The organism is Polynucleobacter sp. Tro8-14-1, assembly GCF_018881655.1.
GTDB lineage: Bacteria > Pseudomonadota > Gammaproteobacteria > Burkholderiales > Burkholderiaceae > Polynucleobacter.
The window spans coordinates 211847-235483 of record NZ_JACVPX010000001.1; the positions used below are offsets into that span (position 1 = coordinate 211847).

At 47.2% G+C, this 23637-nt stretch carries 16 protein-coding genes; 4 read left to right on the forward strand and 12 right to left on the reverse strand.

Annotated features, from left to right (window positions below; translation table 11 throughout):
• Nucleotides 1-54 precede the first annotated feature (54 nt).
• Both tgt and queA read right to left on the reverse strand, forming a co-directional pair.
• The gene (gene tgt / locus ICN34_RS01130) at nt 55-1212 is read right to left on the reverse strand and encodes a tRNA guanosine(34) transglycosylase Tgt (RefSeq protein ID WP_072582910.1); all 1158 of its coding nucleotides are present in this window, start codon (nt 1210-1212) and stop codon (nt 55-57) included.
• The gene (queA, locus tag ICN34_RS01135; protein ID WP_216120368.1) at nt 1209-2255 is read right to left on the reverse strand and encodes a tRNA preQ1(34) S-adenosylmethionine ribosyltransferase-isomerase QueA; all 1047 of its coding nucleotides are present in this window, start codon (nt 2253-2255) and stop codon (nt 1209-1211) included. The genes tgt and queA overlap by 4 nt, the downstream gene beginning before the upstream one ends.
• 30 nt (nt 2256-2285) lie before the next feature.
• Between queA and recG the strand changes: the two genes are divergently transcribed.
• Nucleotides 2286-4349 carry an ATP-dependent DNA helicase RecG gene (gene recG, locus ICN34_RS01140; RefSeq protein ID WP_072582802.1) on the forward strand — a complete coding sequence of 688 codons (2064 nt, stop codon included), beginning with the start codon at nt 2286-2288 and terminating at the stop codon, nt 4347-4349.
• Between the two features lie 10 nt (nt 4350-4359).
• Nucleotides 4360-5223: a 4-hydroxybenzoate octaprenyltransferase gene (gene ubiA, locus ICN34_RS01145; RefSeq protein WP_216120370.1), complete on the forward strand. Its 864-nt coding sequence runs from the start codon at nt 4360-4362 to the stop codon at nt 5221-5223.
• Here ubiA and proC read toward each other — a convergent pair.
• Genes proC through ICN34_RS01170 form a run of 5 tightly spaced genes read right to left on the reverse strand, consistent with a single transcriptional unit; the run spans nt 5220 to nt 10729 of the window.
• Entirely contained in the window at nt 5220-6089 is an 870-nt protein-coding gene (proC, locus tag ICN34_RS01150) for a pyrroline-5-carboxylate reductase (protein ID WP_072582804.1), read from the reverse strand. The two genes, ubiA and proC, sit on opposite strands and share 4 nt — an antisense overlap.
• Entirely contained in the window at nt 6086-6811 is a 726-nt protein-coding gene (locus tag ICN34_RS01155; RefSeq protein WP_216120371.1) for a YggS family pyridoxal phosphate-dependent enzyme, read from the reverse strand. Before ICN34_RS01155 ends, proC begins: the two co-directional genes overlap by 4 nt.
• Nucleotides 6808-8085 (reverse strand): glycolate oxidase subunit GlcF, encoded by a 1278-nt coding sequence (gene glcF / locus ICN34_RS01160; protein ID WP_216120373.1) that lies wholly within the window; start codon nt 8083-8085, stop codon nt 6808-6810. The genes ICN34_RS01155 and glcF overlap by 4 nt, the downstream gene beginning before the upstream one ends.
• 8 nt (nt 8086-8093) lie before the next feature.
• Nucleotides 8094-9239: a glycolate oxidase subunit GlcE gene (glcE, locus tag ICN34_RS01165; RefSeq protein WP_216120375.1), complete on the reverse strand. Its 1146-nt coding sequence runs from the start codon at nt 9237-9239 to the stop codon at nt 8094-8096.
• Nucleotides 9239-10729 carry an FAD-linked oxidase C-terminal domain-containing protein gene (locus ICN34_RS01170; protein WP_216120606.1) on the reverse strand — a complete coding sequence of 497 codons (1491 nt, stop codon included), beginning with the start codon at nt 10727-10729 and terminating at the stop codon, nt 9239-9241. Before ICN34_RS01170 ends, glcE begins: the two co-directional genes overlap by 1 nt.
• 42 nt (nt 10730-10771) lie before the next feature.
• Here ICN34_RS01170 and ICN34_RS01175 point away from each other — a divergent pair, with 42 nt between their 5' ends.
• Nucleotides 10772-11341, forward strand: coding sequence for a cob(I)yrinic acid a,c-diamide adenosyltransferase (locus tag ICN34_RS01175; protein WP_072582808.1), 570 nt, complete (start codon nt 10772-10774; stop codon nt 11339-11341).
• Between the two features lie 42 nt (nt 11342-11383).
• Here ICN34_RS01175 and ICN34_RS01180 read toward each other — a convergent pair whose 3' ends face one another.
• Genes ICN34_RS01180 through ICN34_RS01195 form a run of 4 tightly spaced genes read right to left on the reverse strand, consistent with a single transcriptional unit; the run spans nt 11384 to nt 19041 of the window.
• Nucleotides 11384-12508 (reverse strand): 3-deoxy-7-phosphoheptulonate synthase, encoded by a 1125-nt coding sequence (locus ICN34_RS01180; protein ID WP_216120378.1) that lies wholly within the window; start codon nt 12506-12508, stop codon nt 11384-11386.
• A gap of 30 nt (nt 12509-12538) precedes the next feature.
• Nucleotides 12539-14029, reverse strand: coding sequence for a metalloprotease TldD (gene tldD, locus ICN34_RS01185; RefSeq protein ID WP_255538546.1), 1491 nt, complete (start codon nt 14027-14029; stop codon nt 12539-12541).
• A 20-nt stretch (nt 14030-14049) separates the two neighbouring features.
• Nucleotides 14050-14883 carry a carbon-nitrogen hydrolase family protein gene (locus ICN34_RS01190; RefSeq protein WP_216120380.1) on the reverse strand — a complete coding sequence of 278 codons (834 nt, stop codon included), beginning with the start codon at nt 14881-14883 and terminating at the stop codon, nt 14050-14052.
• Nucleotides 14884-14889: 6 nt separating this feature from the next.
• Nucleotides 14890-19041, reverse strand: coding sequence for a YhdP family protein (locus tag ICN34_RS01195; RefSeq protein WP_216862507.1), 4152 nt, complete (start codon nt 19039-19041; stop codon nt 14890-14892).
• 77 nt (nt 19042-19118) lie between these two features.
• Between ICN34_RS01195 and glnE the strand changes: the two genes are divergently transcribed.
• Nucleotides 19119-21932, forward strand: a complete 2814-nt coding sequence (gene glnE / locus ICN34_RS01200) for a bifunctional [glutamate--ammonia ligase]-adenylyl-L-tyrosine phosphorylase/[glutamate--ammonia-ligase] adenylyltransferase (RefSeq protein ID WP_216120382.1) — start codon at nt 19119-19121, stop codon at nt 21930-21932.
• A 13-nt stretch (nt 21933-21945) separates the two neighbouring features.
• Here the strand turns inward: glnE and recN are convergent, their stop codons facing one another.
• Entirely contained in the window at nt 21946-23616 is a 1671-nt protein-coding gene (gene recN / locus ICN34_RS01205; RefSeq protein ID WP_216120383.1) for a DNA repair protein RecN, read from the reverse strand.
• Nucleotides 23617-23637 lie beyond the last annotated feature (21 nt).

The window sequence follows — 23637 nt, forward strand, 5'->3', positions numbered from 1 at the left end:
ACTGTGTGGGGCTTTGGAGGTGATTTACAGGGGGTTTTGCCCCCTGTAGGGCTATTAGTCCTGTCCAGGCTCAACACCACGCTGGCGATTGCTATGAAATTCCTCACGATAGGCGCTAAAGCGGTCTTTGCTGAGAGCCTCGCGGACCTCAGTCATCAGCTGGAGGTAGTAGGACAGGTTATGAATGGTGTTTAGCTGGGACCCTAGGATCTCATTCGCCTTTTGGAGGTGATTTAAATAGGATCTGGTGAAGTTTTGGCAGGTATAGCAGGCGCAGGTAGGGTCTACTGGGCGATCATCGTCCTTGTACCCAGAATTACGGAGCTTTAGGTCGCCAAAGCGGGTAAAGAGCCAGCCATTGCGGGCGTTGCGGGTTGGCATCACGCAATCGAACATATCAATGCCTAGGCTAACGCCCAATATCAGATCTTCTGGAGTGCCAACGCCCATTAAATAATGAGGCATATGTTCTGGCAATTTGGGTGCAGTGAAATTGAGAATCCGCTCAAACTCGGGTTTAGGCTCTCCAACTGATAAGCCACCAATAGCAATCCCATCAAAACCTTGCTGACTTACGGCATCTAAAGAAAATTCACGCAGATTCTCAAACATGCCGCCTTGGACAATGCCAAAGAGTCCGTTGCCTGTATTCAGTTCGCGAAAACGCTTGAGAGAGCGATCGCCCCAGCGCAAAGACATCTCTAGTGATGCACGAGCTGTTTTTTCAGAAGTGGGTTGACCTTTGATTTCATAAGGAGTGCATTCATCAAACTGCATCGCGATATCGCTATTGAGAACCGCCTGAATTTCCATTGACACTTCTGGAGACATAAATAATTTGTCGCCATTGATTGGAGATGCAAAGGTCACGCCCTCTTCAGAGATCTTGCGCAGCGCGCCCAAACTAAATACCTGAAAGCCGCCAGAGTCAGTGAGGATCGGTTTGTCCCAACCCATAAAACGATGCAAGCCACCATGTTTTTTAATCACATCTAATCCCGGCCTTAACCAGAGATGAAAGGTATTGCCTAAAATAATTTGGGCTTTGGCTTCATTCAAATCACGCGGTGTCATTGCCTTGACGGTGCCATACGTTCCCACGGGCATGAAGATTGGTGTTTGCACGCTGCCATGTGGAAGGTCAAGCTGACCAAGGCGAGCTGGGCTTTGCGAGTCGCGTGCCAGGATATTGAAGTGAACAGGTTTGGTCATAACTTTGGATTCTCGAGTCGACATAGAAACATCGCATCTCCATAGCTGAAGAAACGATACTTCTGATGAATGGCATGTTGATAAGCGGCGCGAATGTTTTCCATTCCCGCAAAAGCACTGACCAACATTAATAAGGTAGATTTTGGCAGATGAAAGTTCGTAAGCAAACAATCTACGGTTTTAAATTGGTAGCCGGGGGTAATAAAGAGATTGGTCTCGCCGCTATTTTGCCCGCTAGCAGCCTGACTCTCTAGTGCGCGCAGACTGGTAGTGCCTACCGCAACAATTTTGCCACCATTTTTCTTGGTAGTCTCAATGGCTTCTAATGTCGCATTGGGAATAGAGAACCATTCGTAGTGCATCTTATGTTTTGAAAGATCTTCTTCACGCACGGGCGTAAATGTTCCGGCTCCCACATGTAATGTGACGGCCGCTTGATGAACACCTAACTTCTTGAGTTCTTGCAAGATAGATTCATCAAAATGTAAGCCTGCTGTTGGGGCAGCTACCGCCCCTGGATTTTTGGCAACTACCGTTTGATAACGCTGCGCGTCTTCTCCATCAGGTTGATGCTCAATATAGGGGGGCAATGGGAGCTCACCAAAACGCTCAAGCAAAGAAAACACATTCTCCGGAAAGCGCACCTCATAAAAACGTCCGTCATACCCAATCATCTCTACAGGAAAGGTTTCGCCAGCCTGATTGTGAATATGAACAGTGGTTCCAGTCTTAGGTACCTTGGAGGCTCTAATTTGTACCCAAGCCTGCTTTTCACCGCTAATGCGTTCAATGAGCAGCTCCACGTTCCCGCCAGTTTCCTTTTTGCCGTGTAAGCGCGCAGGAATAACCTTGGTGTCATTAAAGACTAATAAGTCCCCGGGCTGAACAATGCTCAGAATGTCCTTAAACTGTCGATCTACCAATTGGACGTGATTTGGCTCATCAGCCTTGACCTCTAAGAGGCGGCTATCGGTTCTATTCGCCAAGGGATGTTGGGCGATTAGCTCGGGTGGGAGTTCGTAATTAAAGTCGGAGAGTTGCATAGCATTACCATCAGGTATTAGATTTTAACGATGACTACTAAACAAGCGCCAAGCACACTCCAAAAGATGGGTTTAGATACCCCTATGGCCCTTGCTTTGCACTTGCCATCCCGTTACGAGGATGAGACCGAGCTGCTCACTATCGAGGAGGCAATACATCAGGGTCGATTTAACTCCGCTCAGACTCAAGGTGCAGTTATTCGTAATCAGGTCTTATTTAGACCCAGAAGGCAGATGATAGTCACTATTGAGGATGAAACTGAAACCTTAAATCTGCGTTTCCTGAACTTCTATCCTAGCCAGCAAAAACAAATGGCTGTTGGGGTCAATATTCGAGTCCGCGGTGAAGTGCGTGAAGGTTTTCAGGGTCCAGAGATGGTGCACCCTACGGTGAGAGCTGTCGCTCCAGATGCACCTTTGCCCGTTAGTTTGACTCCAGTTTATCCAGCAAGTGTTGGAGTCTCGCAAACCATTATTCGTAAGGCAGTGACACAAGCCTTGCGTGAACCAAGTCTGCAAGATAGTTTGGCTGAGTTCTTGCCCAAAGAACTGATGGCAGAGTTGCTACCAAGTCATGATTGGCCAAACTTGCAAGCGGCGATTACCTATTTGCATCAACCACCTGCTGATGCAAATACCCAAGCATTGCTAGAGCGTACTCATCCTGCTTGGCGTCGAGTGCAGTTTGAGGAACTCCTTGCTCAGCAAATTTCGTTAAAGCGTGCCCATGCGATTCGTCGGGAGCGGCATGCACCAAGCTTTCCAAGGGCAAAGAAACAAAGCCTTGAAGGGGGTTTGTTAAAGGTATTGCCTTTTAAATTAACTAATGCTCAAGATCGTGTTTGGTCTGAAATTAGTAATGATCTTTCTCAATCATTTCCGATGAATCGCCTTCTACAAGGAGACGTGGGTAGCGGCAAGACCGTAGTGGCTGCTTTAGCTGCAGCGCGGGTGATGGATCATGGTTATCAAGCAGCTATCATGGCGCCTACGGAGATCTTGGCTGAGCAGCACTACCTCAAAATGAAAGAATGGTTTGAACCTTTGGGGGTAAAAATCGCTTGGCTGTCAGGGAGTCTGAAAGCCAAAGAAAAACGATTGGCGCAAGAAGTGATCGAGAATGGGCAAGCCCAACTCATTATTGGTACGCATGCTCTTATTCAAGAAAATGTGAGCTTTGCCAAACTTGGCCTCGCAGTGATTGATGAGCAACATCGCTTTGGAGTGAGGCAGCGTTTAGAGATTCAGCAACGGGTTGGCTCAGAATTGTTCTACTGCCATCAGCTGATGATGTCAGCGACACCAATACCACGCACTTTAGCGATGACCTACTATGCGGACTTAGATGTCTCTGTCATCGATGAATTACCTCCTGGCCGAAAACCGATTGCTACCAAGGTAGTTAAAGCCAGTCGCCGTGATGAGGTGATCGGTGGTTTGCAAAGTTGGTTATCCAAGGGGTTGCAAGCGTACTGGGTTTGCCCTCTCATTGAAGAGTCTGAAGTGCTGCAATTGCAAACCGCAGTTGAGAGCTTCGAGCAACTGACGCAGGCTTTACCTGACTTCAAGGTTGGCCTGGTACATGGCAGATTAAAAGCAGAAGAAAAAGCGGCAGTCATGGCTGCCTTCAAGGCAAACGAGATTCAGCTCTTAGTGGCTACTACGGTAATTGAGGTTGGGGTAGACGTACCTAATGCGGCGTTAATGGTGATTGAGCATGCTGAGCGTTTTGGTTATGCCCAGATTCATCAATTACGCGGGCGCGTGGGTAGAGGGTCTGCGGATTCGGTCTGTATTTTGATGTATGCCGAACCACTTTCAATGGCCGCCAAGGAGCGTCTACAAACTTTACGTGAGACCTCAGATGGTTTTGTGATTGCTGAGCGAGATTTATCACTGCGTGGTCCGGGTGAATTATTGGGCGCAAAGCAATCAGGGGATGCGATGTTGCGCTTTGTTGATTTGCAACGCGACGCCTGGTTAATTGAGTTGGCTCAACAGGCGGCTGAGCGCTTACTCGCTGAGCATGCAGATCTGGTAGAGCGTCATTTAGAGCGCTGGCTCGGATCTCGAGCTGAATTTCTGAAGGCCTGATAATTACCTTATGAATTTAAAAGATCGTTTTATTTCTTACGGGTACCTAATCAGGCTAGATAAGCCAATTGGTACGCTATTACTGTTATGGCCTACGCTCTGGGCTCTTTGGTTGGCAAGCAGTGGCGTGCCTGATTTATCTATTTTGCTGATCTTTACGGTTGGTACTTTTTTGATGCGTAGTGCGGGCTGCGCAATCAACGATTATGCTGATCGTGATTTTGATCGGCATGTTAAACGGACCCAAGGTCGCCCAGTCACGAGTGGAAAAATCTCCGGCAAAGAGGCTGTAGCCGTAGCTGGTATTTTGGCACTACTCGCCTTTTTACTCATTCAGCCCCTGAACCTATTTACAAAGCAGTTATCCGTGCTTGCTTTGCTAGTAGCCTTCGTCTATCCCTTTACTAAACGCTTTTTTGTCATGCCTCAAGCTGTCTTGGGTATTGCCTTTGGCTTTGGCATTCCGATGGCGTATGCGGCTATTTTGGATTTCATCCCCCTAGAGGCTTGGTTCTTATTTATTGGGAACATCTTTTGGGCGATTGCTTATGACACCGCTTATGCCATGGTTGATCGCGATGATGATCTGCGCCTAGGGTTGAGAACATCGGCCATTACTTTTGGTCAGTACGATGTCGTCGCTATAGCAATAAGCTACGGGATGCTTTTTCTGAGTCAGCTATGGGTGGCGCAATTAGCCAACTTAAGCAATTATTATTTAGTGGGTTGGTTCGCTGCATTGGCTTGCGCAATCTATCACTTGAAGTTGGTTTCAACTCGCAATAGAGATAATTGCTTTAAAGCATTCCGCCATAACAACTGGTTAGGCGGATTTTTATTTATAGGAATTGTGCTGGGTTTAGGTATTAACTAACTCTGGCCGAGTTCATCGCCCATCGTTTTGCCACGCTGACTGGCTGCATCAATCGCTTTTTCTAAAATTTCATGCCAACCTTGTTGTTTCATGACATCTAGAGCAGCAGCAGTGGTTCCGCCTTTTGAAGTGACTCTCTCGCGGAGAACGCCAGCGTGCTCATCAGAGTTATGGGCGAGCTGTGTAGCGCCTTCAAGAGTGGCATACGCCAGCTTGCGAGCCGTCTCTGTATCAAGACCGAGCTTCTCTCCAGCAGATTGCATTGCCTCTAAAAATGCAAAGACATAGGCTGGGCCACTACCAGAAACAGCAGTTACTGCGTCCATCAATTTTTCTTCTTTTACCCAAACGGTTTGACCTACCGCATTACAAATGGTTTCAGCTAAGGCGCGGTCAGATTGATCTACAGCTGCATCTGCAAAAAGACCGGTAATCCCTTTACCAATTAAGGCTGGAGTATTGGGCATAGCGCGCGCACAGCGTGTGTGATCAAGCCAGCGACTCATATCTTTTAGGCGAATACCGGCAGCGATGCTCAGAATGAGTGGGCCGGGAGCGCTAGCATGCTTAAGTTTAGATGCCAAACCTTTGGCGACGACATTGAAGTCTTGGGGTTTGATCGCCATGACAAGCACATTATTTTTAGAGAAGTCAAAAGAGATATGTTCTAAAGCGCTAATGCCTTGAACGCCAAAATCTTCGTGCAGCTTGAGGGCGGTTGTAGCATTTGCTTCTACAACAGAGATTTGATTGGATTCGAATCCACTAGCAAGAAGGCCGCTAATGAGGGCGCGCCCCATATTGCCGCCACCAACAAAGGTGATGTGCGCATTGCTATTATTTTGTGCGATTTTGTTTGTGCTCATTTGCTAATCTTATCGCGCTTCCCGAAAATGGCTGTACCAACGCGAACTAAAGTGCTGCCTTCAGCGATGGCGGCCTCTAAATCATCGGACATGCCCATCGAAAGGGTGTCAAAGAACTGGTAACCAAGTTCAGTGAAATGGCTGGCTTGTATGCGCTTGAAACAATCTTGTACGGCTGCAAAAGCCTGGCGTTGCAAGGCAGGGTCTGGATTAGGTGCGGGAATTGCCATCAAGCCCCGCAGAACTAAGTTTGGTAAAGAGGTAATAGCGTTACAGAGTTCTTCAACTTCAACCAGAGAAATGCCGCTTTTGCTCTCTTCCTCGCTAACATTGATTTGTACGCAAACCATCAATGGCGGTAAATCTGGAAACTCGCCACGTTGGGCGGATAGGCGTTCTGCAATTTTGAGGCGGTCCACACTATGAACCCAATCGAAGTGTTGGGCTACTTCTCTGGTTTTATTGCTCTGCAAAGGTCCAATGAAATGCCAGTTCAACCAAGGGCGTAATTTGGCTAACTTCTCAATTTTTTCAACGGCCTCTTGCACATAGTTTTCACCAAAAGCCGATTGACCAGCATGCATAGCTTCTTCAACGGCAGCGGCAGGAAAGGTTTTGCTAACAGCTAAAAGTTCAATATCTTCCGGCTCACGCTTTGCTGCTAGGGCAGCAAGTTCAATCCTTGCTCTGACTTGCATCAGATTGACAACAATGGAATTCATGAGGCCTTAGAAGATTTGCTAAGTAGTTGATCTACGATTTCAATCCAATGCACTACTGGGGTGTCTTCTTGCTGCAGATGGGTGATGCAGCCAATGTTTCCAGAAACAATGACCTCTGCACCAGATTCCTCGCAGGCGGCATTTAAGTGGGTTAACTTATTTTTACGAAGTTGCTCAGAGAGTTCTGGTTGAGTAACAGAGTAAGTGCCTGCAGAGCCGCAGCAAAGATGGCTGTCCGCACATAAACGCACACCAATACCGATACTAGAAAGTAAGCCCTCAACCTTGCCGCGAATTTGTTGGCCGTGTTGCAAGGTGCAAGGCGGGTGATATACGACGCCTGGTTTTGGATCTGTACCTACCAGCTGCACCAGCTCATTTTGCAAGGAAGGCAGTATTTCAGAAATATCCTTGGTCAGATCTGAAATCTTTTTCGCTTTGGCTGCGTAGATGGGATCATTTGCAAAGAGATGGCCATAGTCCTTCACCATCACACCACAACCAGATGCAGTCATGACAATGGCTTCTGCACCACTTTCAACCAAAGGCCACCACGCATCAATATTTTGCTTGGCATTATCTAAACCGCCAGCTTGATCATTAAGGTGATAGCGTAGTGCTCCACAGCAAGTGGCATTGGGCGCACTAGTCATTTGAATCTTTAACGCGTTAAGCACACGTGCTGTTGCTGAATTGATATTTGGGAGCATGCCAGGCTGTACGCAACCTTCGAGTAAAACCATTTTGTGCTGATGGGTTGTAGTAGGTCTTGCGTAAGCATCAGTGGAATCGGCCAGTGCTTTATTAACAGTTAGCGGAATCTTGCGCTTGATGCCGCTTGGCATTAACGGACGCACTAAGCGACCTAGGGTCATAGCCGTATTAAATAAAGCAGGCTTAGTTAAACCTTCTTTTAGGGCCCAACGGGTCAAGCGTTGGCCGATTGGGCGCTCAGGCGTATTTTCTTCTGCCCACTTGCGACCAATGTCTATTAAGTTGCCGTATTGAACACCGCTCGGGCAAGTACTCTCGCAATTGCGACAAGTTAAACAGCGATCTAAATGCAGGCGAGTCTTTTCAGTGGGTGCCTGCCCTTCTGCGATCTGCTTAATCAGATAGATGCGTCCGCGAGGCCCATCTAACTCATCACCTAGTATTTGATAGGTAGGGCAGGTGGCCGTACAAAAACCACAGTGAACACATTTGCCCAGAATGCGGGCTGCCTCGATACCTTCCGGTGTGTTGGCAAATTGAGGGGCGAGTTGAGTTTGCATAGAAATACTTATGGAAGGCGTTTAGTAGCGAATACACCTGCAGGATCAAAAGCTGATCTCAGGCGTTCTTGCACTGCCTCAAGGGCAAAGGAGTGAGCTTGCTCGGATAGCAAGGTAAAGCGCTGATTGCTAGGATCTACATTGGCACCCTGTTTAAAGCGAGTTGCATGTCCGCCATGGGAATTAGCAATGGCCTTGATGGCTTTAAAGGTAGCATCATCGCCAGGCGCTGTAATCCAACGTTGTTGACCATGCCACTCTAGAACAATTTCATCCGAGGCACCACTGATAGTAATTGGCCCACTGGCTGCAGGGAGTGCTAAGCGATAAAGCGTTTGATCGGCACCTAGATTGGCAAATGCAGAAAGTTTTTGCTCACGTAAATCATTCCAGAAATGTTCTGCGGTTTCAGGATTAACCTCAGTAGCCATAACCAAAGAACTCATGAGAGGAATTGCGGCTTTAACCGCGGCTGCGGCACCCGCAAGACGGAAAGTTAACTCTCCATCGCCGCCTGTAGTGGAACCAATCCAGCAGCTTGCAGATAAAGGTAGTGGCTGTCCAGCCCATTCGTTCAATATCTTGAGGGCTTTCTCTTGGGAGATCTGGCACCGTAAGGTTGCGGTCGCCGCAGGTTTAGGTAAGACCTTGACTGAGGCTTCCAACAAAAGAGCAAGCGTTCCCAAAGAGCCGGGCAGTAAACGAGAGACGTCATATCCCGCTACGTTCTTCATGACCTTACCGCCAAAGGAAAGATCTTGGCCTTTGCCATCAATAATGCGAGCACCCAATACAAAGTCACGGAAGTTGCCCACAGCAATGCGCCCTGGGCCAGCAAGTCCGGCGGCAATTGCACCACCAAAGGTTGCATGTTCACCAAAGTGTGGTGGTTCAAAAGCAAACACCTGATTCTTTTCTTTTAGAGCTGCTTCAATTTCTTTTAGCGGAGTGCCTGCACAGGCGGTGATGACTAATTCTTCTGGCTGATATTCCAAAATACCGGAGTAAGTACGTGTATCTAGCTTTGTATAGCTATTCGGATTGCCATACCAAGCTTTAGTGCCACCGCCTTCAATCGAGAGCGGGGTTTTATTCTTTGCTGCATTGAGAATTTGCTCTTGGAATGCATTAATTTGTGGATGGGAGTGACTCATCAGAAGCGCTCCAATTCTGGGTGAGGCAATTGGCCGCCGCTAATGCGCATGCGACCATATTCTGCGCAGCGACTTAAAGTCGGAATAGCTTTGTCTGGGTTGAGTAATTTTTCTGGATCAAAGGCACTCTTCACGCCCCAGAAAGATTCGCGCTCACCTTCACCAAACTGAACACACATCGAATTAATTTTTTCAATGCCAACACCATGCTCACCAGTGATGGTGCCGCCAAGCTCAACACAGGCTTCTAATATTTCAGTGCCGAATTCTTCTGCGCGATGCCATTCGTCTTGATCGGCACCATTAAATAAAATCAATGGATGCATATTGCCGTCACCCGCATGGAAAACATTTAAACAACCAAGGCCGTACTTTTCTTCCATGCCCTGAATGCGCTTGAGGAGCGTAGCAATATGGCGGCGCGGAATAGTGCCATCCATACAGTAGTAATCAGCTGCCAGCCGACCTGCAGCAGGGAAGGCATTCTTGCGCCCACTCCAAAACTTTAAGCGCTCGCTTTCATCTTTGGAGATCTGAATGCCACTAGCGCCAGATTCTTCGAGTACTTTAGTCATGCGTTCAATTTCTTCAGCCACTTCTTCAGGAGTGCCATCAGATTCGCAGAGCAAAATAGCTGCAGCGTCTAAGTCATAGCCAGCATGTACAAACTCTTCTACAGCGCGGGTAGTAGCCTTGTCCATCATTTCAAGACCGGCAGGAATAATGCCAGCAGCAATAATGGCGGCAACTGCATTACCACCCTTTTCAATGTCATCAAAACTCGCCATGATGACACGTGCTAATTTTGGTTTAGCAACCAATTTGACCGTAACTTCAGTCACAACAGCTAGCATGCCCTCGCTGCCCATCATGATGGCTAATAAATCAAGGCCTGGTGCATCGGGTGCTAGGCCGCCAAATTCAACAATCTCACCATTCATGAGGATTGCACGCACGCGAAGAACGTTGTGCAGAGTAAGCCCATATTTAAGACAGTGCACACCACCGGAGTTTTCATTGACGTTGCCACCAATTGAACAGGCAATCTGAGAGGAGGGGTCTGGAGCGTAATACAAGCCAAGATGGGCAACTGCTTCAGAAATAGCAAGATTGCGCACGCCAGGTTGAACAACTGCAGTGCGGGTAAATGGATCAATGCTGACAATTTTCTTGAGCTTGGCTAATGACAGTACCAACCCCTGAGAAATAGGCATTGCACCACCCGAGAGACCAGTTCCCGATCCGCGAGGCACTACGGGGATTTGCATTGCATAGCAAATCTTCAAAATTTGGGTAACTTGCCCTTCTGTTTCTGGCAGAGCTACTGCCAAAGGCATCCGACGGTAAGCGGCCAGACCATCACATTCATAGGGAATGGTGTCTTCTGGCTCCCATAGAAGGGCATGTTCCGGCAGGATTGGGCGCAAGGTCGCAACCAATTTGGACTGAAGGGCGCTAATAGCGGCTAATTCGGGGGGTGGGGTCACCATATTCATAAGAATCATTTTAGCCATTTACCTATAATTAAGCTTATGGGAAATCGACTATCAAAAATCGCCACTAGAACCGGTGACGCAGGAATGACGGGCTTGGGTGACGGAAGTCGCGTAGAGAAGGATCACCTTCGGGTCTGCGCCATGGGCGATATCGATGAGCTGAACTCAGAAATCGGGGTTTTAATGACTGAGGAGATCCCAGCGAGCATTTCTGCTGAATTACAGGAGCTTTTTCTGCAGGTGCAGCATGATTTATTCGATTTAGGGGGTGAACTTTGCATCCCTAATTACAAACTGCTCAATCCTGAGCATGTAGCGCAGCTAGATGTTTGGCTCGAAAAATACAACAAACAATTACCCCCTTTGACTGAATTCATTTTGCCGGGCGGTACTCGTGCTGCTGCACAAGCCCATGTTTGCCGCACCGTATGTCGCAGGGCAGAGCGTTCGATTGTTCGCTTGGGTTGGGAAGAGCCTTTATATGATTCCCCTCGTCAATATGTCAACCGCCTATCTGATTTGCTCTTTGTGCTTGCACGTATTTTGAATCGTGCGGCTGGCGGTTCGGATGTGTTGTGGAAGCATGAAAAAAAAGAGACTAAATAAATTAGTCTCTTTTATCAGTGGTACTTAAAAAATACTGCAGTATTACTTTTTCTTGCTTCTACGTTTCTTAACGGCTGTAGCTAGACGCTCTAGTACCTTCACAGAGTCATCCCAGTTGATGCAGGCATCCGTAATGCTCTTGCCGTATTCCAATTTACTTGGGTCATCTTTTCCTGGCGTAAATTTCTGAGCACCATCATTTAAATGACTCTCAACCATCACGCCAAAAATCTGGTGTGAGCCAGACTCAATTTGCTGCGCCACATCGTCAGCAACCACAATCTGACGCTCATGCTTCTTACTTGAATTGGCATGGGATAAATCAACCATCAAACTGGCTGGAAGCTTGGCTGCCTCTAGCTCAGAGCAGGCCGCTTGCACAAACTGAGCTTCATAGTTTGGCTCTTTGCCACCACGCAAAATCACGTGGCAATCTTTATTGCCTTTAGTTTCCACAACCGATACTTGACCATTTTTATGAACGGATAAGAAATGATGAGGGCGACCTGCTGCTTGAATCGCATCGGTAGCAATTTTGATGTTGCCATCAGTACCGTTCTTAAATCCGATAGGTGCGGATAGGCCAGATGCAAGTTCGCGGTGAACTTGGCTCTCAGTAGTACGCGCACCAATAGCACCCCATGAAATCAGATCCGCAATATATTGCGGAGAAATCACATCTAAGAATTCGCTACCAGCAGGCATGCCAAGGCGATTAATTTCCATTAACACCTGACGCGCAAGGCGAAGACCTTCTTCGATGCGATAGCTTTCATCCAGATACGGGTCGTTAATCAAACCCTTCCAGCCAATAGTAGTGCGTGGCTTTTCAAAATACACGCGCATCACAATTTCTAATTCACCGGCAAAACGCTCGCGCTCAGCTAAGAGGCGTTGGCAATATTCCAACGCTGCTTTTGGGTCATGAATGGAGCATGGTCCGATGATCACGAGTAAGCGGTCATCTTTGCCATGAATAATGTCGCGGATCTTTTTGCGAGTGTTGCTGATCAACGCTTCAGTAGGTGTTCCAGAAATCGGAAAGAAACGGATTAAATGCTCTGGCGGAGGCAGAACAGAAATGTTGTCAATGCGTTGATCGTCAGTATCTGAAGTCTTGTCGACAGCAGAGTACCAATTGGCGGGATTCGTATTTTGTTGGCTCATCCGGCTATTTTAAGCCGTAATTAGCCAGTATTAGGCAGTCCCACCCACAGTCAGGCTATCAATCCTCAGGGTAGGCTGCCCAACCCCGACTGGAACACTTTGCCCTTCCTTGCCACAAACCCCAACCCCACCGTCTAATTTCAGGTCATTTCCGATCATAGAAACCTGTTTTAGGGATTCTGGCCCGCTACCAATAATGGTCGCGCCTTTGACGGGGTATTGAATTTTGCCGTTCTCAACCCAGTAGGCCTCTGAAGCAGAAAACACAAATTTGCCACTAGTGATATCAACCTGACCACCACCAAAGTTCACTGCGTATAAACCGCGCTTGATGCTGGCGACAATTTCTTGAGGATCCTCTTTACCGGCCAACATATAGGTATTTGTCATGCGCGGCATTGGCAGCGAAGCAAAACTTTCGCGGCGACCATTGCCGGTGAGGGGCATATTCATGAGTCGGGCATTCAGGCTGTCCTGAATGTAACCTTTCAATATGCCGTCTTCAATTAAGGTGGTGCATTGAGTGGGAGTACCTTCGTCATCGATATTCAGAGAGCCTCTGCGTCCAGATAAAGTTCCATCATCCACAACGGTGACACCTTTAGCTGCAACACGTTGTCCAATGCGACCAGCAAAAGCAGAGGATCCTTTGCGATTAAAGTCACCTTCGAGACCATGACCTACTGCCTCATGCAATAGAACGCCAGGCCAGCCTGGTCCCATTACAACTGTCATTGGACCAGCAGGCGCTGGGCGCGATTCCAGATTTACTAGGGCTCCGTCAACAGCCTCATCGACATAGCGATTAATCAAATCAGTATTAAAGTAAAGATAGTCATGACGTGCACCGCCGCCAGAAGAGCCTGATTCACGTCGACCATTCTGTTCTGCAATAACGTGTACCGAAACGCGTACTAGTGGGCGTACATCTGCCGCTAATAAGCCGTCTGCACGCACAACCAATACAACATCAAATTCCCCAGCCAGACTGGCCATCACTTGGATGATCCGTGGGTCACGTGCTTTAGCGCGACGTTCTATGCTTTCCAGAAGCGCGATTTTTTCTTTGGGCTCAAGAGAATCTAAAGGATTCACATCCGAGTAGAGCTTATTGGATACGGGGTTAAACAGCTTGCTTGCAACCGCTTGCTTGCCACCCTCTGGCCCAATTACTCGAGTAGCTTTGGCTGCTTTATTTAATGCTTCTAAATTAATCTCATCCGAATAAGCGAAAGCCGTCTTATCGCCATAGATAGCGCGCACACCAACGCCTTGATCAATATTAAAGCTGCCGGATTTAACGATACCCTCTTCAAGACTCCAACTTTCACTCCGAGTATGTTGGAAGTAAAGATCTGCATCATCAAGGCGATGGGCAAATAGGTTGCCAAAGGTGCCGTGCAAATCTTGCTCGGATAAGCCGGTTGGTTCGAGCAAAATAGATTTGGCTAGTTTGATGAGGTCTGCTTGCTTTTTGGCTTTGGTCCAATTGGCGGGGAATAGTGCTTCTGGTGCATTCATGTGATTCAGCAAATCTTTCTTTAAAGCTTGCGATGCGCAAGTGCGGGTAACTTAGAGCGTACCTCGTTTAATTTATCTTTGCACAAAACTCCGGAAATAAAGCCTTCCCCCTCAGGGAGGTTAGCCAAGATACTGCCCCAAGGATCAATCAGCATGCTGTTACCCCAAGTGCGACGTTGATTTTGATGGATGCCGCCTTGGGCAGATGCTAATACGTAACATTGGTTTTCGATAGCGCGAGCACGTAAGAGGATTTCCCAATGATCCTTGCCAGTTGTATATGTAAAAGCGGCTGGGATGATATGGCAGTCTACCTGTCCAAGGGCGCGATAGAGCTCTGGAAAGCGCAGGTCATAACAAATACTCAAGCCAAAGGTCCAATCATTTCCATTAATTGAAATTTTTAAGAGGCCTGGCTCATTGCCAGCCTCAATCGTTTCGGATTCTTGGTAGCGTTCGGTTGCTGTTTGAAAACCAAATAAATGGATTTTGTCGTAACGAGAAATTTGCTCGCCTGCAGGATTAAAGGCAAGCGTTGTGTTGAGTACTTTATTAGGATCTTTTGCTTCCAGTGGAATAGTGCCTGCCACTAGGTAAATATTATTTTGTTTTGCAATATCCGAAAGTTGTTCTTGGATGGGGCCGTTTCCAATACTTTCGCGGGCGCGCACTTTATCGGTGTCCTTGAGACCCATTAAGCAAAAATACTCTGGCAAGACGGCTAGTTGTGCGCCGTCAGTTGCAGCTGCGGCGATGAGCCTGCTTGCTGCAGATAAGTTCTCCCGTAAATCAGGAGTGGAAACCATCTGAATGGAGGAAATCTTGAGATCTGCGCTGTTTGCTGATGGGCTCATGATGATTTAGTTGGAAGTTTTATTGAGGTTGCCTGAATTGGTTGGGTTACTTTGTGGTCCAGAGTTAGTGCTGTTTGGCTTGCTTTGTTCTTTTAACAAGTCTTTGCTGCGAATAGTGTCTAATGTTTTCGAGTCAATTGGCTGACCCTTTTGATCAAGGGGAATCACTTCTGGATCATCCCAAGAGCCCTGGACCAGATAGTCTGATTGGAGATTTCGGTTAATTTGACTCGTAATTAAGTACTGCCCAACCAATGCGCCCAGACCTACGATGGGATTAATAGCAAAGGCAGCCAATGAGCCGGCTGTTGCATCAATTGTTGGGAATATAGTGACACGTAAATCTTGCGTTTGTTTGGGGATATTGATTTGTCCATTCATGGCAACCCGTGCTTGGTCTAAACCCATTGTGAATTGTTTTGTTTGAGCAACTCCAGAGCTAATATCAAAAGAAGCATCAATCGAATTAAACGGAGTTCCCTTAGTCACAATATTGCCCACGCTTCCCTTGAGGTCCAAAGTAGCAAATCTAAACAAACTTTGTAGACTGAGAACATCCAGTAGCTTAGCGCCGCTAGTATTCACCTCTAACAGGCGACCTTTTTCAAGATTCAAAGTTACCTTACCGGCTAGAGTGTCATATTGAGGTGTGAAAGGAGTGCCATCCCACTCCACGTTACTTGTGAGTTTGCCCTGGCCACCTTCGACTGATTTTTGGCTGGTCCAATGTCCAATAATTTGACCAGCATCCTTAATGTCTAAATCAACATTCACCGTTGTGTGCTCAGCTTGATTCTGAGCAGCACCAACCCAGCGACCAGTCAAAACAGAGCTACCTTGGGGGTTATTAAATTGAATGGAATCCATATTGAGGACGTTGTTGTTTGTCCTAGTTTTAATTTTCACCTGACCAAGTTGAGCCTTGCCCCAGTTGAAGTCATCAATAGCTAAGTCAATACTGGGAATGGAGTCAGGATTAACCGCAGTTTTGACAGGAAGATTTTTTGAGGCTGGCTTTTTGACCTCAATTGGAGCGCTGACTTTCTCGGGAAACTTGAGTTGTGCTAGACGGCCACTAATCAAGCCACTTGGCTGCGACTTATTAGGCTCTGTGTATTGCAGTTGGCCGGCAATGGAGGGTGAATTAATGCGCATTTGCCAAGCAGCATTTTTATTGCTTGCTGAAAAATTCAGATCCTGCCAATTGCGCTCAAACAAAATGACTTTTTTTACTTGGGCGGCAATTTGAATATTGCTTGGATTATTTTCTTCCGCTTTAGAGGAGCCTTTCTTCTTTTGGCTTTCTAAAAAATCTTGCCATACGTCGAGATTGAGCTCTGAAGTTGCAAGATTGAGTTGAAATCCTTGAGCTGGTGGCACTGCGTTAGTGCCAATGCCTACGGCATGACGAAGAGTGTCATCACTGCCAAGTTCACCTTGAATAAAGTAGGCGTCACCAATTTTCCCATCCCATGTAAAGCGACTGGAGGTGGAGGGTGATTTCGCAAAGGACTTCAGAGTTAATTGGCCTGACATGGGTGCCCCCATCTGCTTTTTCGCGGGTGCTGGCGCCGAACTGGCCCAATCACGCATATCAATCTTGAGATTGGTTTCGCTATTGCCTTTATTAAAATGAATGGCACCCTCATACCTTGCTACGCCGCTCATTGCTTGCAAAATCGGCGCCACCTGAACCGATGCATCTTTTGCAAAGTAGTCTCTAATAAAGCTAGCGCTAATATCGCCTGAGATGTTGTAGCTCTGGCCGCCTTGATTTGGCGTTGCGCTTGAAATCTTAATAGCGCCACCTAGGAAATTAGCGGTGATATCTTCGAATTCAGGATTGATCTCGGTTATACGAATCTTTCCTTTGAGGTTATCCAGAGGAGGCAAGTCATCCCACTGGACTCTGTTGCCAGGAAAACTTAATTGAATGTCAGTTTTGGTGTCTTCATTCCCTGATAGGGGAATGCTAAGAGCCAAATTGAGCTTGGTAGGTCCTGTAACCTTTAGATTGCGCTCAAGCGCAATCTGTTTTTTACCAACAGGTGAGGCAAATAGATATTCAAGTAGTTGTGGGGCGTCACCTTGAGCCTCACCATTCACCGTCAGAAGTAATTGCTTTGCGCTCACACTAGGAATTTCTGCATGAAATTTGCTTAGTGCAACTTGTTTGTAGTTTGCTTGATCAATGTCTACCGTAAAGTTGGCATTCTGCATATTGATCATGCCATTTACTTTATTGAATGCGGGCCAGATACCTTGTGCGGTAGATGAGCTTGGCACTGGGCTGAAAGTAGCGTCAGTAACTGGAAGTTTGAGGCTAAATTCTACGGTACCCGATTTGGGGAAGGGCACTTCATTAGGATCACCTTTAATATGCAAGCTACCATTTTTGATGATGCCTGCATCAAAGGCTTTACTTAAATAGGATTTGGCATCACCACCCATGCCAACGGGTAAATAACGATAGGCGGTTTTGAGGTCAGCCTGAGCAAAATTCATGTCCAGGTTCATGAAGTCAGGATTTTTACCTTCACCAATGATGTAATTGAGATTGAGCGTGGTTGAAATCTCAGAATTACTAAGCGCCAACTGCTTTGCATTAACGACCCAATTCCCTTTTTGTTTTGCCCAAGAAATTTGACCATTGGCTTGATCAAGCTTGATTTTTGGATCAACCAATAGGTCCTTAACCTCGAGCTCTAGATCGCTGGATTTAATCGAGAAGCTGCCCTTGTTTTGGTCGGCAGAAAGGAAGCCAGACAGTTTGGATACTGAAGGCATAGCTTTATTGATGCCAACAAAGCTGAGGTCGATGAGTTTTCCGCTCACAGTAAAGTCTACTTTGTTCGACTTGAACCAGCCGCCGGGAATATTGAGGGCAGATAAGGGTGATTTACTTTCAGACCAATTGATATCGAGATCTTGTAACTCACCATCAGCTTGTGAGGCTTTAATCCACTGATGAACTTTTTTAGATAGCGGTAGGTTGAGGGCAAATAAGGCAACATCTTCAACCGAAATCTTTGGCGATGAAAAACCAAACTCTTTAATTTCCCCGTCTCCTGCTGGTGGTCTCCAGCGGAAAGTCATTGGGCTTAAATTCTCGAGGGGGGTAGATACTGGACTCTCAATATCACGCCAGGCAAATGTCTTGGTAGTAACAGATATCAATCCATTATCAGTTTCTTGAACCAGGTTGGTTTCTAGCCTTCCAAGAGCAATAGCATCTTCATCTTTAGATAGTTGAATAGTTAAACGATCGGCAGCAAGATAAATTTCTCCGCCATCAGGTTTGCCGTTGTCAATTTTTAATTTTCCATTGGAGTTCACTACTCCCTCAAGCGTATTGAGCGAGAGAGCAAATTCATTTGCTATTTGAGTGAGCTGGAGTTCATTTATATTCCAAGAGATAGTCCCGATCCAATCGCGCCAATTACCCGCTTGGCCGCCGATATGGTGAACAAGATCAATATCAAGCGAGACCGGCCCTTTGGTCCAGGGGGTAATGACACTCAGTGAGCCTTGATGGCTACGAATGCCGTTACTAAGAGAAAGCTTTTGAATATCTATTGAAGTAATGGGTTTCTTTTTGAGTTGATCATCCCAAAATAATTTGACATTACTTACACGAATCTCATTTTGAGAAAAGAGCCAATTCTCAGTAGAGTAGTCATTGGATTTTCTATCTATGGGTATGCCAGCAACAGTAATGACGCCTTTGCCATTACGTTGCCCATAAATTTCGGCGCCCTCGATATTAAGCTCATGAAAGAATGGTGCTAGGTGATAAAAAGTTGCCCAGCTGAGTTGTCCATTAATCTTCTGAATGAGTAAGAGCGGTTTCGCTTTATCGGGCGGGTTGAAGCGCAAACCTTCAATTTCAAAATTAGGTCTAATGCCCGTCCATGAAACTTGTAGAGAGTCCATAGATACATCGGCACCAATGCGAGCACTAATGAGTCTTTCAACGGAGGTTTTGGATTTCTCAATTTGCGGCCAAAGAACAAATCGCACGCCCACATGCACCAGCACACAAAGAGCCAAAACAACGCCCGTCAAGATGAGGGCACGCTTACGCCAAGCCCCGTTCGAACCTTGAGGACGTTTAGCAAGCACGCTCTTGAGGCGAGGCGGGATGATGTTTTGCAGCATGACCTCCATTATCCTTCAGCCCCAGCCTGATCGACAAGCTTCTGGCTTGGGTCTTGGGGTCGGATTAAGATGGGGGAATGGATGATTTTTCCCAGCAAATCGATTTTTTAGAGCAGCACTCGACTTATGCGCGACGTTGGCTAACTGCTCACCCTGAGTGGCTTGAGTGGCTCCGTATTCAAGGGCAGAAAAAAGTCGATATACAGGGCATTAAGGCCTTGCTAAAAGACTGTGGTGTCGATGAACGGGCTGATGCGCAAGACGAGGCCCTATGGATGACCAATTTGCGCTTGGCAAGGCAGCGATTGATGCTCTGGGTTGCATTCAGAGACTTAAATGGCATGGCCGCCTTGCAAGAGGTGACTCAGGCGCTGAGCCATTTTGCTGAATTAGCAGTTTCCGCATCGATTGCCTTTATTCGGCAAGACCTAAAAACCCGTTTCGGCTTGCCTTGGAGTAACGCAACGCAATCAGAGATGCCGCTCATGGTTGTCGGCATGGGTAAATTGGGTGGCCTTGAACTCAACCTGTCATCAGATATCGATTTGATTTTTCTCTATGAGCATGAGGGTGAAACCACTGGTGGGCCTAAGAGTTTATCCAACCAGGAATGGTTCACGAGAATGGGCAAACGCTTAATTAAGCTGCTTGCTGAGCACGACGCCAATGGGTTTGTTTTTAGGGTGGATATGCGCCTTCGTCCCAATGGAGATTCAGGACCCCTGGTATGTAGTTTGGATATGCTGGAAGAATATCTATTGGTTCAGGGGCGAGAGTGGGAGCGCTACGCCTGGATTAAAGGTAGATTAATCGCGCCTCTACCTGGTGCCCCAGATTTTTCCCGCTGCCAAAGAGAGCTTGACCAACTGATTCGTCCCTTTGTGTATCGTCGACATTTAGATTACGGTGTGATTGCCTCCATTCGGGATTTGCATGCGCAAATTCAGGCAGAAGCAGAAAAACGCTCTTCGGGTCATCAGGGGCGTTCACGTGACATCAAGTTAGGGCGCGGGGGCATTCGAGAGATTGAGTTTTTGGCGCAAATGTTTCAACTCATGCGGGGCGGTACAGATCCTCGCTTTAGAGTCCGCCCAAGCTTGGAGGTCTTAGATCTCATTAAGCAATGTAGCATCTTGCCCGCCGATGAGGTAGATGCCTTACAGGCGGCCTATGTTTTCTTAAGGCGCTTGGAGCATCGTATTCAGGTATGGGATGACCAGCAAACCCACTATCTGCCTGATGATGCTGAAGTACGGTCACGGTTGGCGATTTCGATGCAAGGCCAACAAGCGCAAGTAAACGCTTTTATGACCGAACTAGAGCGGCATCAAAATAAGGTTGCTCAACTTTTTGAAAAAGCATTTTTACTGGACGATGGCTCGCGTCTCGAGATTGCGCCCTTAGCTCGGGACTGGGCGCCTGACCCAATATTTTTCCCTGACTCCTATATTCGTTGGCAGTCGTGGATTGATAGCCCAAAACAAAAATTACTGCCGAAAAAAAGTCGTTTAATTTTCGATAACTTGATGTGCAAGGCGGCAGAGAGTTTACAGATTGAAGCTGCTACCTCGGCACATGCTGACCAAACACTATTGCGTTTGTTTGATTTGCTTGAGGCAATTGCGAGGCGTAGTGCCTATCTTTCCATTTTGGCCGAGTATCCCAGGGCATTATCTAATGTGCTTGACTTACTCAAGGCGTCACAATGGGGTGCGCAATATCTTACGCGTCATCCACATTTACTGGATCACTTATTGAACTCTCAAACCGAGAGAACTTTAATCGAGGATCCATCAAGATATTGGACCGAGGTGCGAGCCAATCTCAATATGCGGCTCGATGATGTTGTGGCCGATAGTGATGGCTCTGAGCAGGCGATGGATATCCTACGAGTCACCCATCACAACGAAACCTTCATCACGCTATTGACAGATCTAGGTATTGGCGTGCAACAAGCGTTGCCGGTGGAGCGGGTTAGTGACCACCTATCTGCTTTAGCGGATTTAATTTTGCAGACGACATTTGAGCGGGTTTGGCCTAGTGTGGCTCAAAAGTTTGATTTACCTCTCGAGGCTAGCCCTCCATTTGCAATTATTTCTTATGGCAAATTGGGTGGCAAAGAATTAGGCTATGCCTCTGATTTAGACATTATCTTTTTGTATCAAGCGGAAGACTCAGACTATGCGGCTCAAGAAGTTTATGCTTTGCTAGCAAAGCGCATGATTAATTGGTTAACTGCGTTTACTTCTACTGGTAGCTTATTTGAGATCGATACGCGTCTTCGTCCTAATGGCTCCGCTGGATTCTTAGTAACGAACGCGGATGCCTTTAAAAAATATCAACTTCGAGAAGGTGATAATGCGGCTTGGGTCTGGGAGCATCAGGCCCTTACGCGAGCTCGTTGCTCGGCCGGTAATCGGGGCGTGGGCAAATTCTTTGACTTAGTTCGTTCCGAGGTGTTAAGTCAGAAACGCAATATTGGTCAGCTCAGGACAGAAATTTTAGAAATGCGCCGCAAGGTGCATGCAGGTCATCCCAATACCAAGGCTGATTTTGACTTAAAGCATGATTCTGGTGGTATGGTCGATATTGAATTTATTGTGCAGTTCTTAGTCTTGGCTTATGCCCATCAGCATGCTCAACTCATTGGCAATCTAGGTAACATTGCTTTGTTGCGAATTGCTGGTGATGTGGGCTTAATTACGCAAGAGGCTGCACTCACTGTTGGCAATGCGTATCGATTGCTGAGGGCCCGTCAACATCGCTTGCGTTTGGATGGGGCTGAAAAGACCCAGATCAATCTAGAAAATGAGATTGAGCTCATTGCGGCAAGAAATGCAGTTCAAGCGCTTTGGCTGGAGATTTTTAAAGCGCCCTCAAGTATTGGCTAGAGGTAATGCAGCTTTAGTTTTGCTCTAGTAACTCACGGGCATGACGACGAGTGGTGTCGGTAATGGTAGCGCCACCAAGCATGCGGGCCACTTCTTCCACCCGTTCAGCCCTACCCAAAATCTGTACTTGCGATACCGTCTTCTCACCGTTTTGAGATTTGCTCACTTTGAGGTGATGGTTGCCTTGAGCCGCTACCTGTGGCAAATGGGTTACACATAAGATCTGGTGAGATTGACCCAATTGATGCAATAGTTTGCCTACTGTTTCAGCAACTGCGCCACCAATCCCCGCATCCACTTCATCAAAGATGAGCGTGGGGGTGAATGATGCTTTACTTGTAATAACGCTAATTGCTAGGCTAATGCGGGCTAGCTCTCCACCTGAGGCTACCTTAGCAAGTGAGCGAGGAGTGCTACCAGCATGACCGGCTACTAAAAATTCAATTTGCTCAAGACCTTGGAATCCACCCTCGCTAAGGGGTGCCAAACCAATCTCTAGGCGCCCACCTGCCATGGATAAATCTTGCATGGCATTAGTCACTAAATCGCCTAGCTCTTTGGCGGCCTTGCTGCGTTTTTGTGAAAGCTGTTTTGCTAGCTTTAAGTAAACCGCTTCTTCTTGTTTGACTTGATCTCGGAGTGCTTCAATATTTTGGGATGCGGTTAAAGCATCCAGTCGCTCTGATGTCTCCTGAAGAAGTTTTGGTAGTTCCTCAACTTCTGCACGGTATTTGCGAGCCGTGCTATGCAATGCTTGCATCCGCTCTTCTACTTCGGAAAGTCGAGCGGGATCTAAGTCAATCTTTTGCAGGTAACGATTGAGCCCATGAATGGCTTCATCTAGCTGAATGCTGGCTGACTCTAGTGCTTGATTGATCTCGCCTAAGGCTGGGTCATGCTCCGCTAGGGCGCCTACATTGGCGCATACTTTCGACAAGGTAGATTCCAGGGAGTTATCGGCATCACTCAACACTTCAATTGCTTCTTGGCAACCACCAATTAACTTTGCACCATTTGCTAAGCGGGCGTGCTCGCTTTGAATGTTGACCCATTCACCTTCTTGCGGGGAGAGTTCGGTGAGTTCTTCCAGTTGCCACTTAAGGCGCTCACGTTCGCGTTCAACGTCTTGGCCTGCGTTTTCTGCTTGCTCAAGACGGCGACGAGAATTGGCCAGTGTTTTGAAGGTTTGGGCTACCTCTGCAGAGAGTGGTAGCAAGCCAGCGTGGCGATCGAGAAGTTCGCGTTGAGCACCACCCTTTAATAAGAGTTGGTGGGCATGTTGTCCGTGAATGTCCACTAGCTGATCACCAGCTTCACGTAATTGCGCTAGCGTCGCAACGCTGCCATTAATAAAGGCACGACTACGTCCATTACTTTCTACGGTTCTTTTGAGTAATAAGCTTTGGCCCTCATCTTCAATGGGGAATCCTTGCTCATCCAGCCACTGACTAAACGATTGCACTAGCTCTGGCTCAATCCGAAAGAGTGATGAAATTTCTGCGCGGTTACTGCCTTCACGTATTTGGCTGCTATCAGCACGCTCACCCAGCACTAAACCAAGGGCGTCTAGCAGAATTGATTTGCCTGCACCGGTCTCGCCGGTGAGCACAGTAAACCCGCTTGAGAAATCTAGCTCTAGCTGATCAACAATGACAAAGTCACGGAGTGAGATGGTTTGAAGCATGTATTAGCGTAGCAAAAAACT

Excerpts from the sequence above, each read along its gene's own strand:
- tgt (WP_072582910.1), bottom strand. The coding sequence starts at position 1,212 with ATGACCAAACCTGTTCACTTCAATATCCTGGCACGCGACTCGCAAAGC.
- queA (WP_216120368.1), bottom strand. The coding sequence starts at position 2,255 with ATGCAACTCTCCGACTTTAATTACGAACTCCCACCCGAGCTAATCGCC.
- recG (WP_072582802.1), top strand. The coding sequence starts at position 2,286 with ATGACTACTAAACAAGCGCCAAGCACACTCCAAAAGATGGGTTTAGAT.
- ubiA (WP_216120370.1), top strand. The coding sequence starts at position 4,360 with ATGAATTTAAAAGATCGTTTTATTTCTTACGGGTACCTAATCAGGCTA.
- proC (WP_072582804.1), bottom strand. The coding sequence starts at position 6,089 with ATGAGCACAAACAAAATCGCACAAAATAATAGCAATGCGCACATCACC.
- ICN34_RS01155 (WP_216120371.1), bottom strand. The coding sequence starts at position 6,811 with ATGAATTCCATTGTTGTCAATCTGATGCAAGTCAGAGCAAGGATTGAA.
- glcF (WP_216120373.1), bottom strand. The coding sequence starts at position 8,085 with ATGCAAACTCAACTCGCCCCTCAATTTGCCAACACACCGGAAGGTATC.
- glcE (WP_216120375.1), bottom strand. The coding sequence starts at position 9,239 with ATGAGTCACTCCCATCCACAAATTAATGCATTCCAAGAGCAAATTCTC.
- ICN34_RS01170 (WP_216120606.1), bottom strand. The coding sequence starts at position 10,729 with ATGGTGACCCCACCCCCCGAATTAGCCGCTATTAGCGCCCTTCAGTCC.
- ICN34_RS01175 (WP_072582808.1), top strand. The coding sequence starts at position 10,772 with ATGGGAAATCGACTATCAAAAATCGCCACTAGAACCGGTGACGCAGGA.
- ICN34_RS01180 (WP_216120378.1), bottom strand. The coding sequence starts at position 12,508 with ATGAGCCAACAAAATACGAATCCCGCCAATTGGTACTCTGCTGTCGAC.
- tldD (WP_255538546.1), bottom strand. The coding sequence starts at position 14,029 with ATGAATGCACCAGAAGCACTATTCCCCGCCAATTGGACCAAAGCCAAA.
- ICN34_RS01190 (WP_216120380.1), bottom strand. The coding sequence starts at position 14,883 with ATGAGCCCATCAGCAAACAGCGCAGATCTCAAGATTTCCTCCATTCAG.
- ICN34_RS01195 (WP_216862507.1), bottom strand. The coding sequence starts at position 19,041 with ATGCTGCAAAACATCATCCCGCCTCGCCTCAAGAGCGTGCTTGCTAAA.
- glnE (WP_216120382.1), top strand. The coding sequence starts at position 19,119 with ATGGATGATTTTTCCCAGCAAATCGATTTTTTAGAGCAGCACTCGACT.
- recN (WP_216120383.1), bottom strand. The coding sequence starts at position 23,616 with ATGCTTCAAACCATCTCACTCCGTGACTTTGTCATTGTTGATCAGCTA.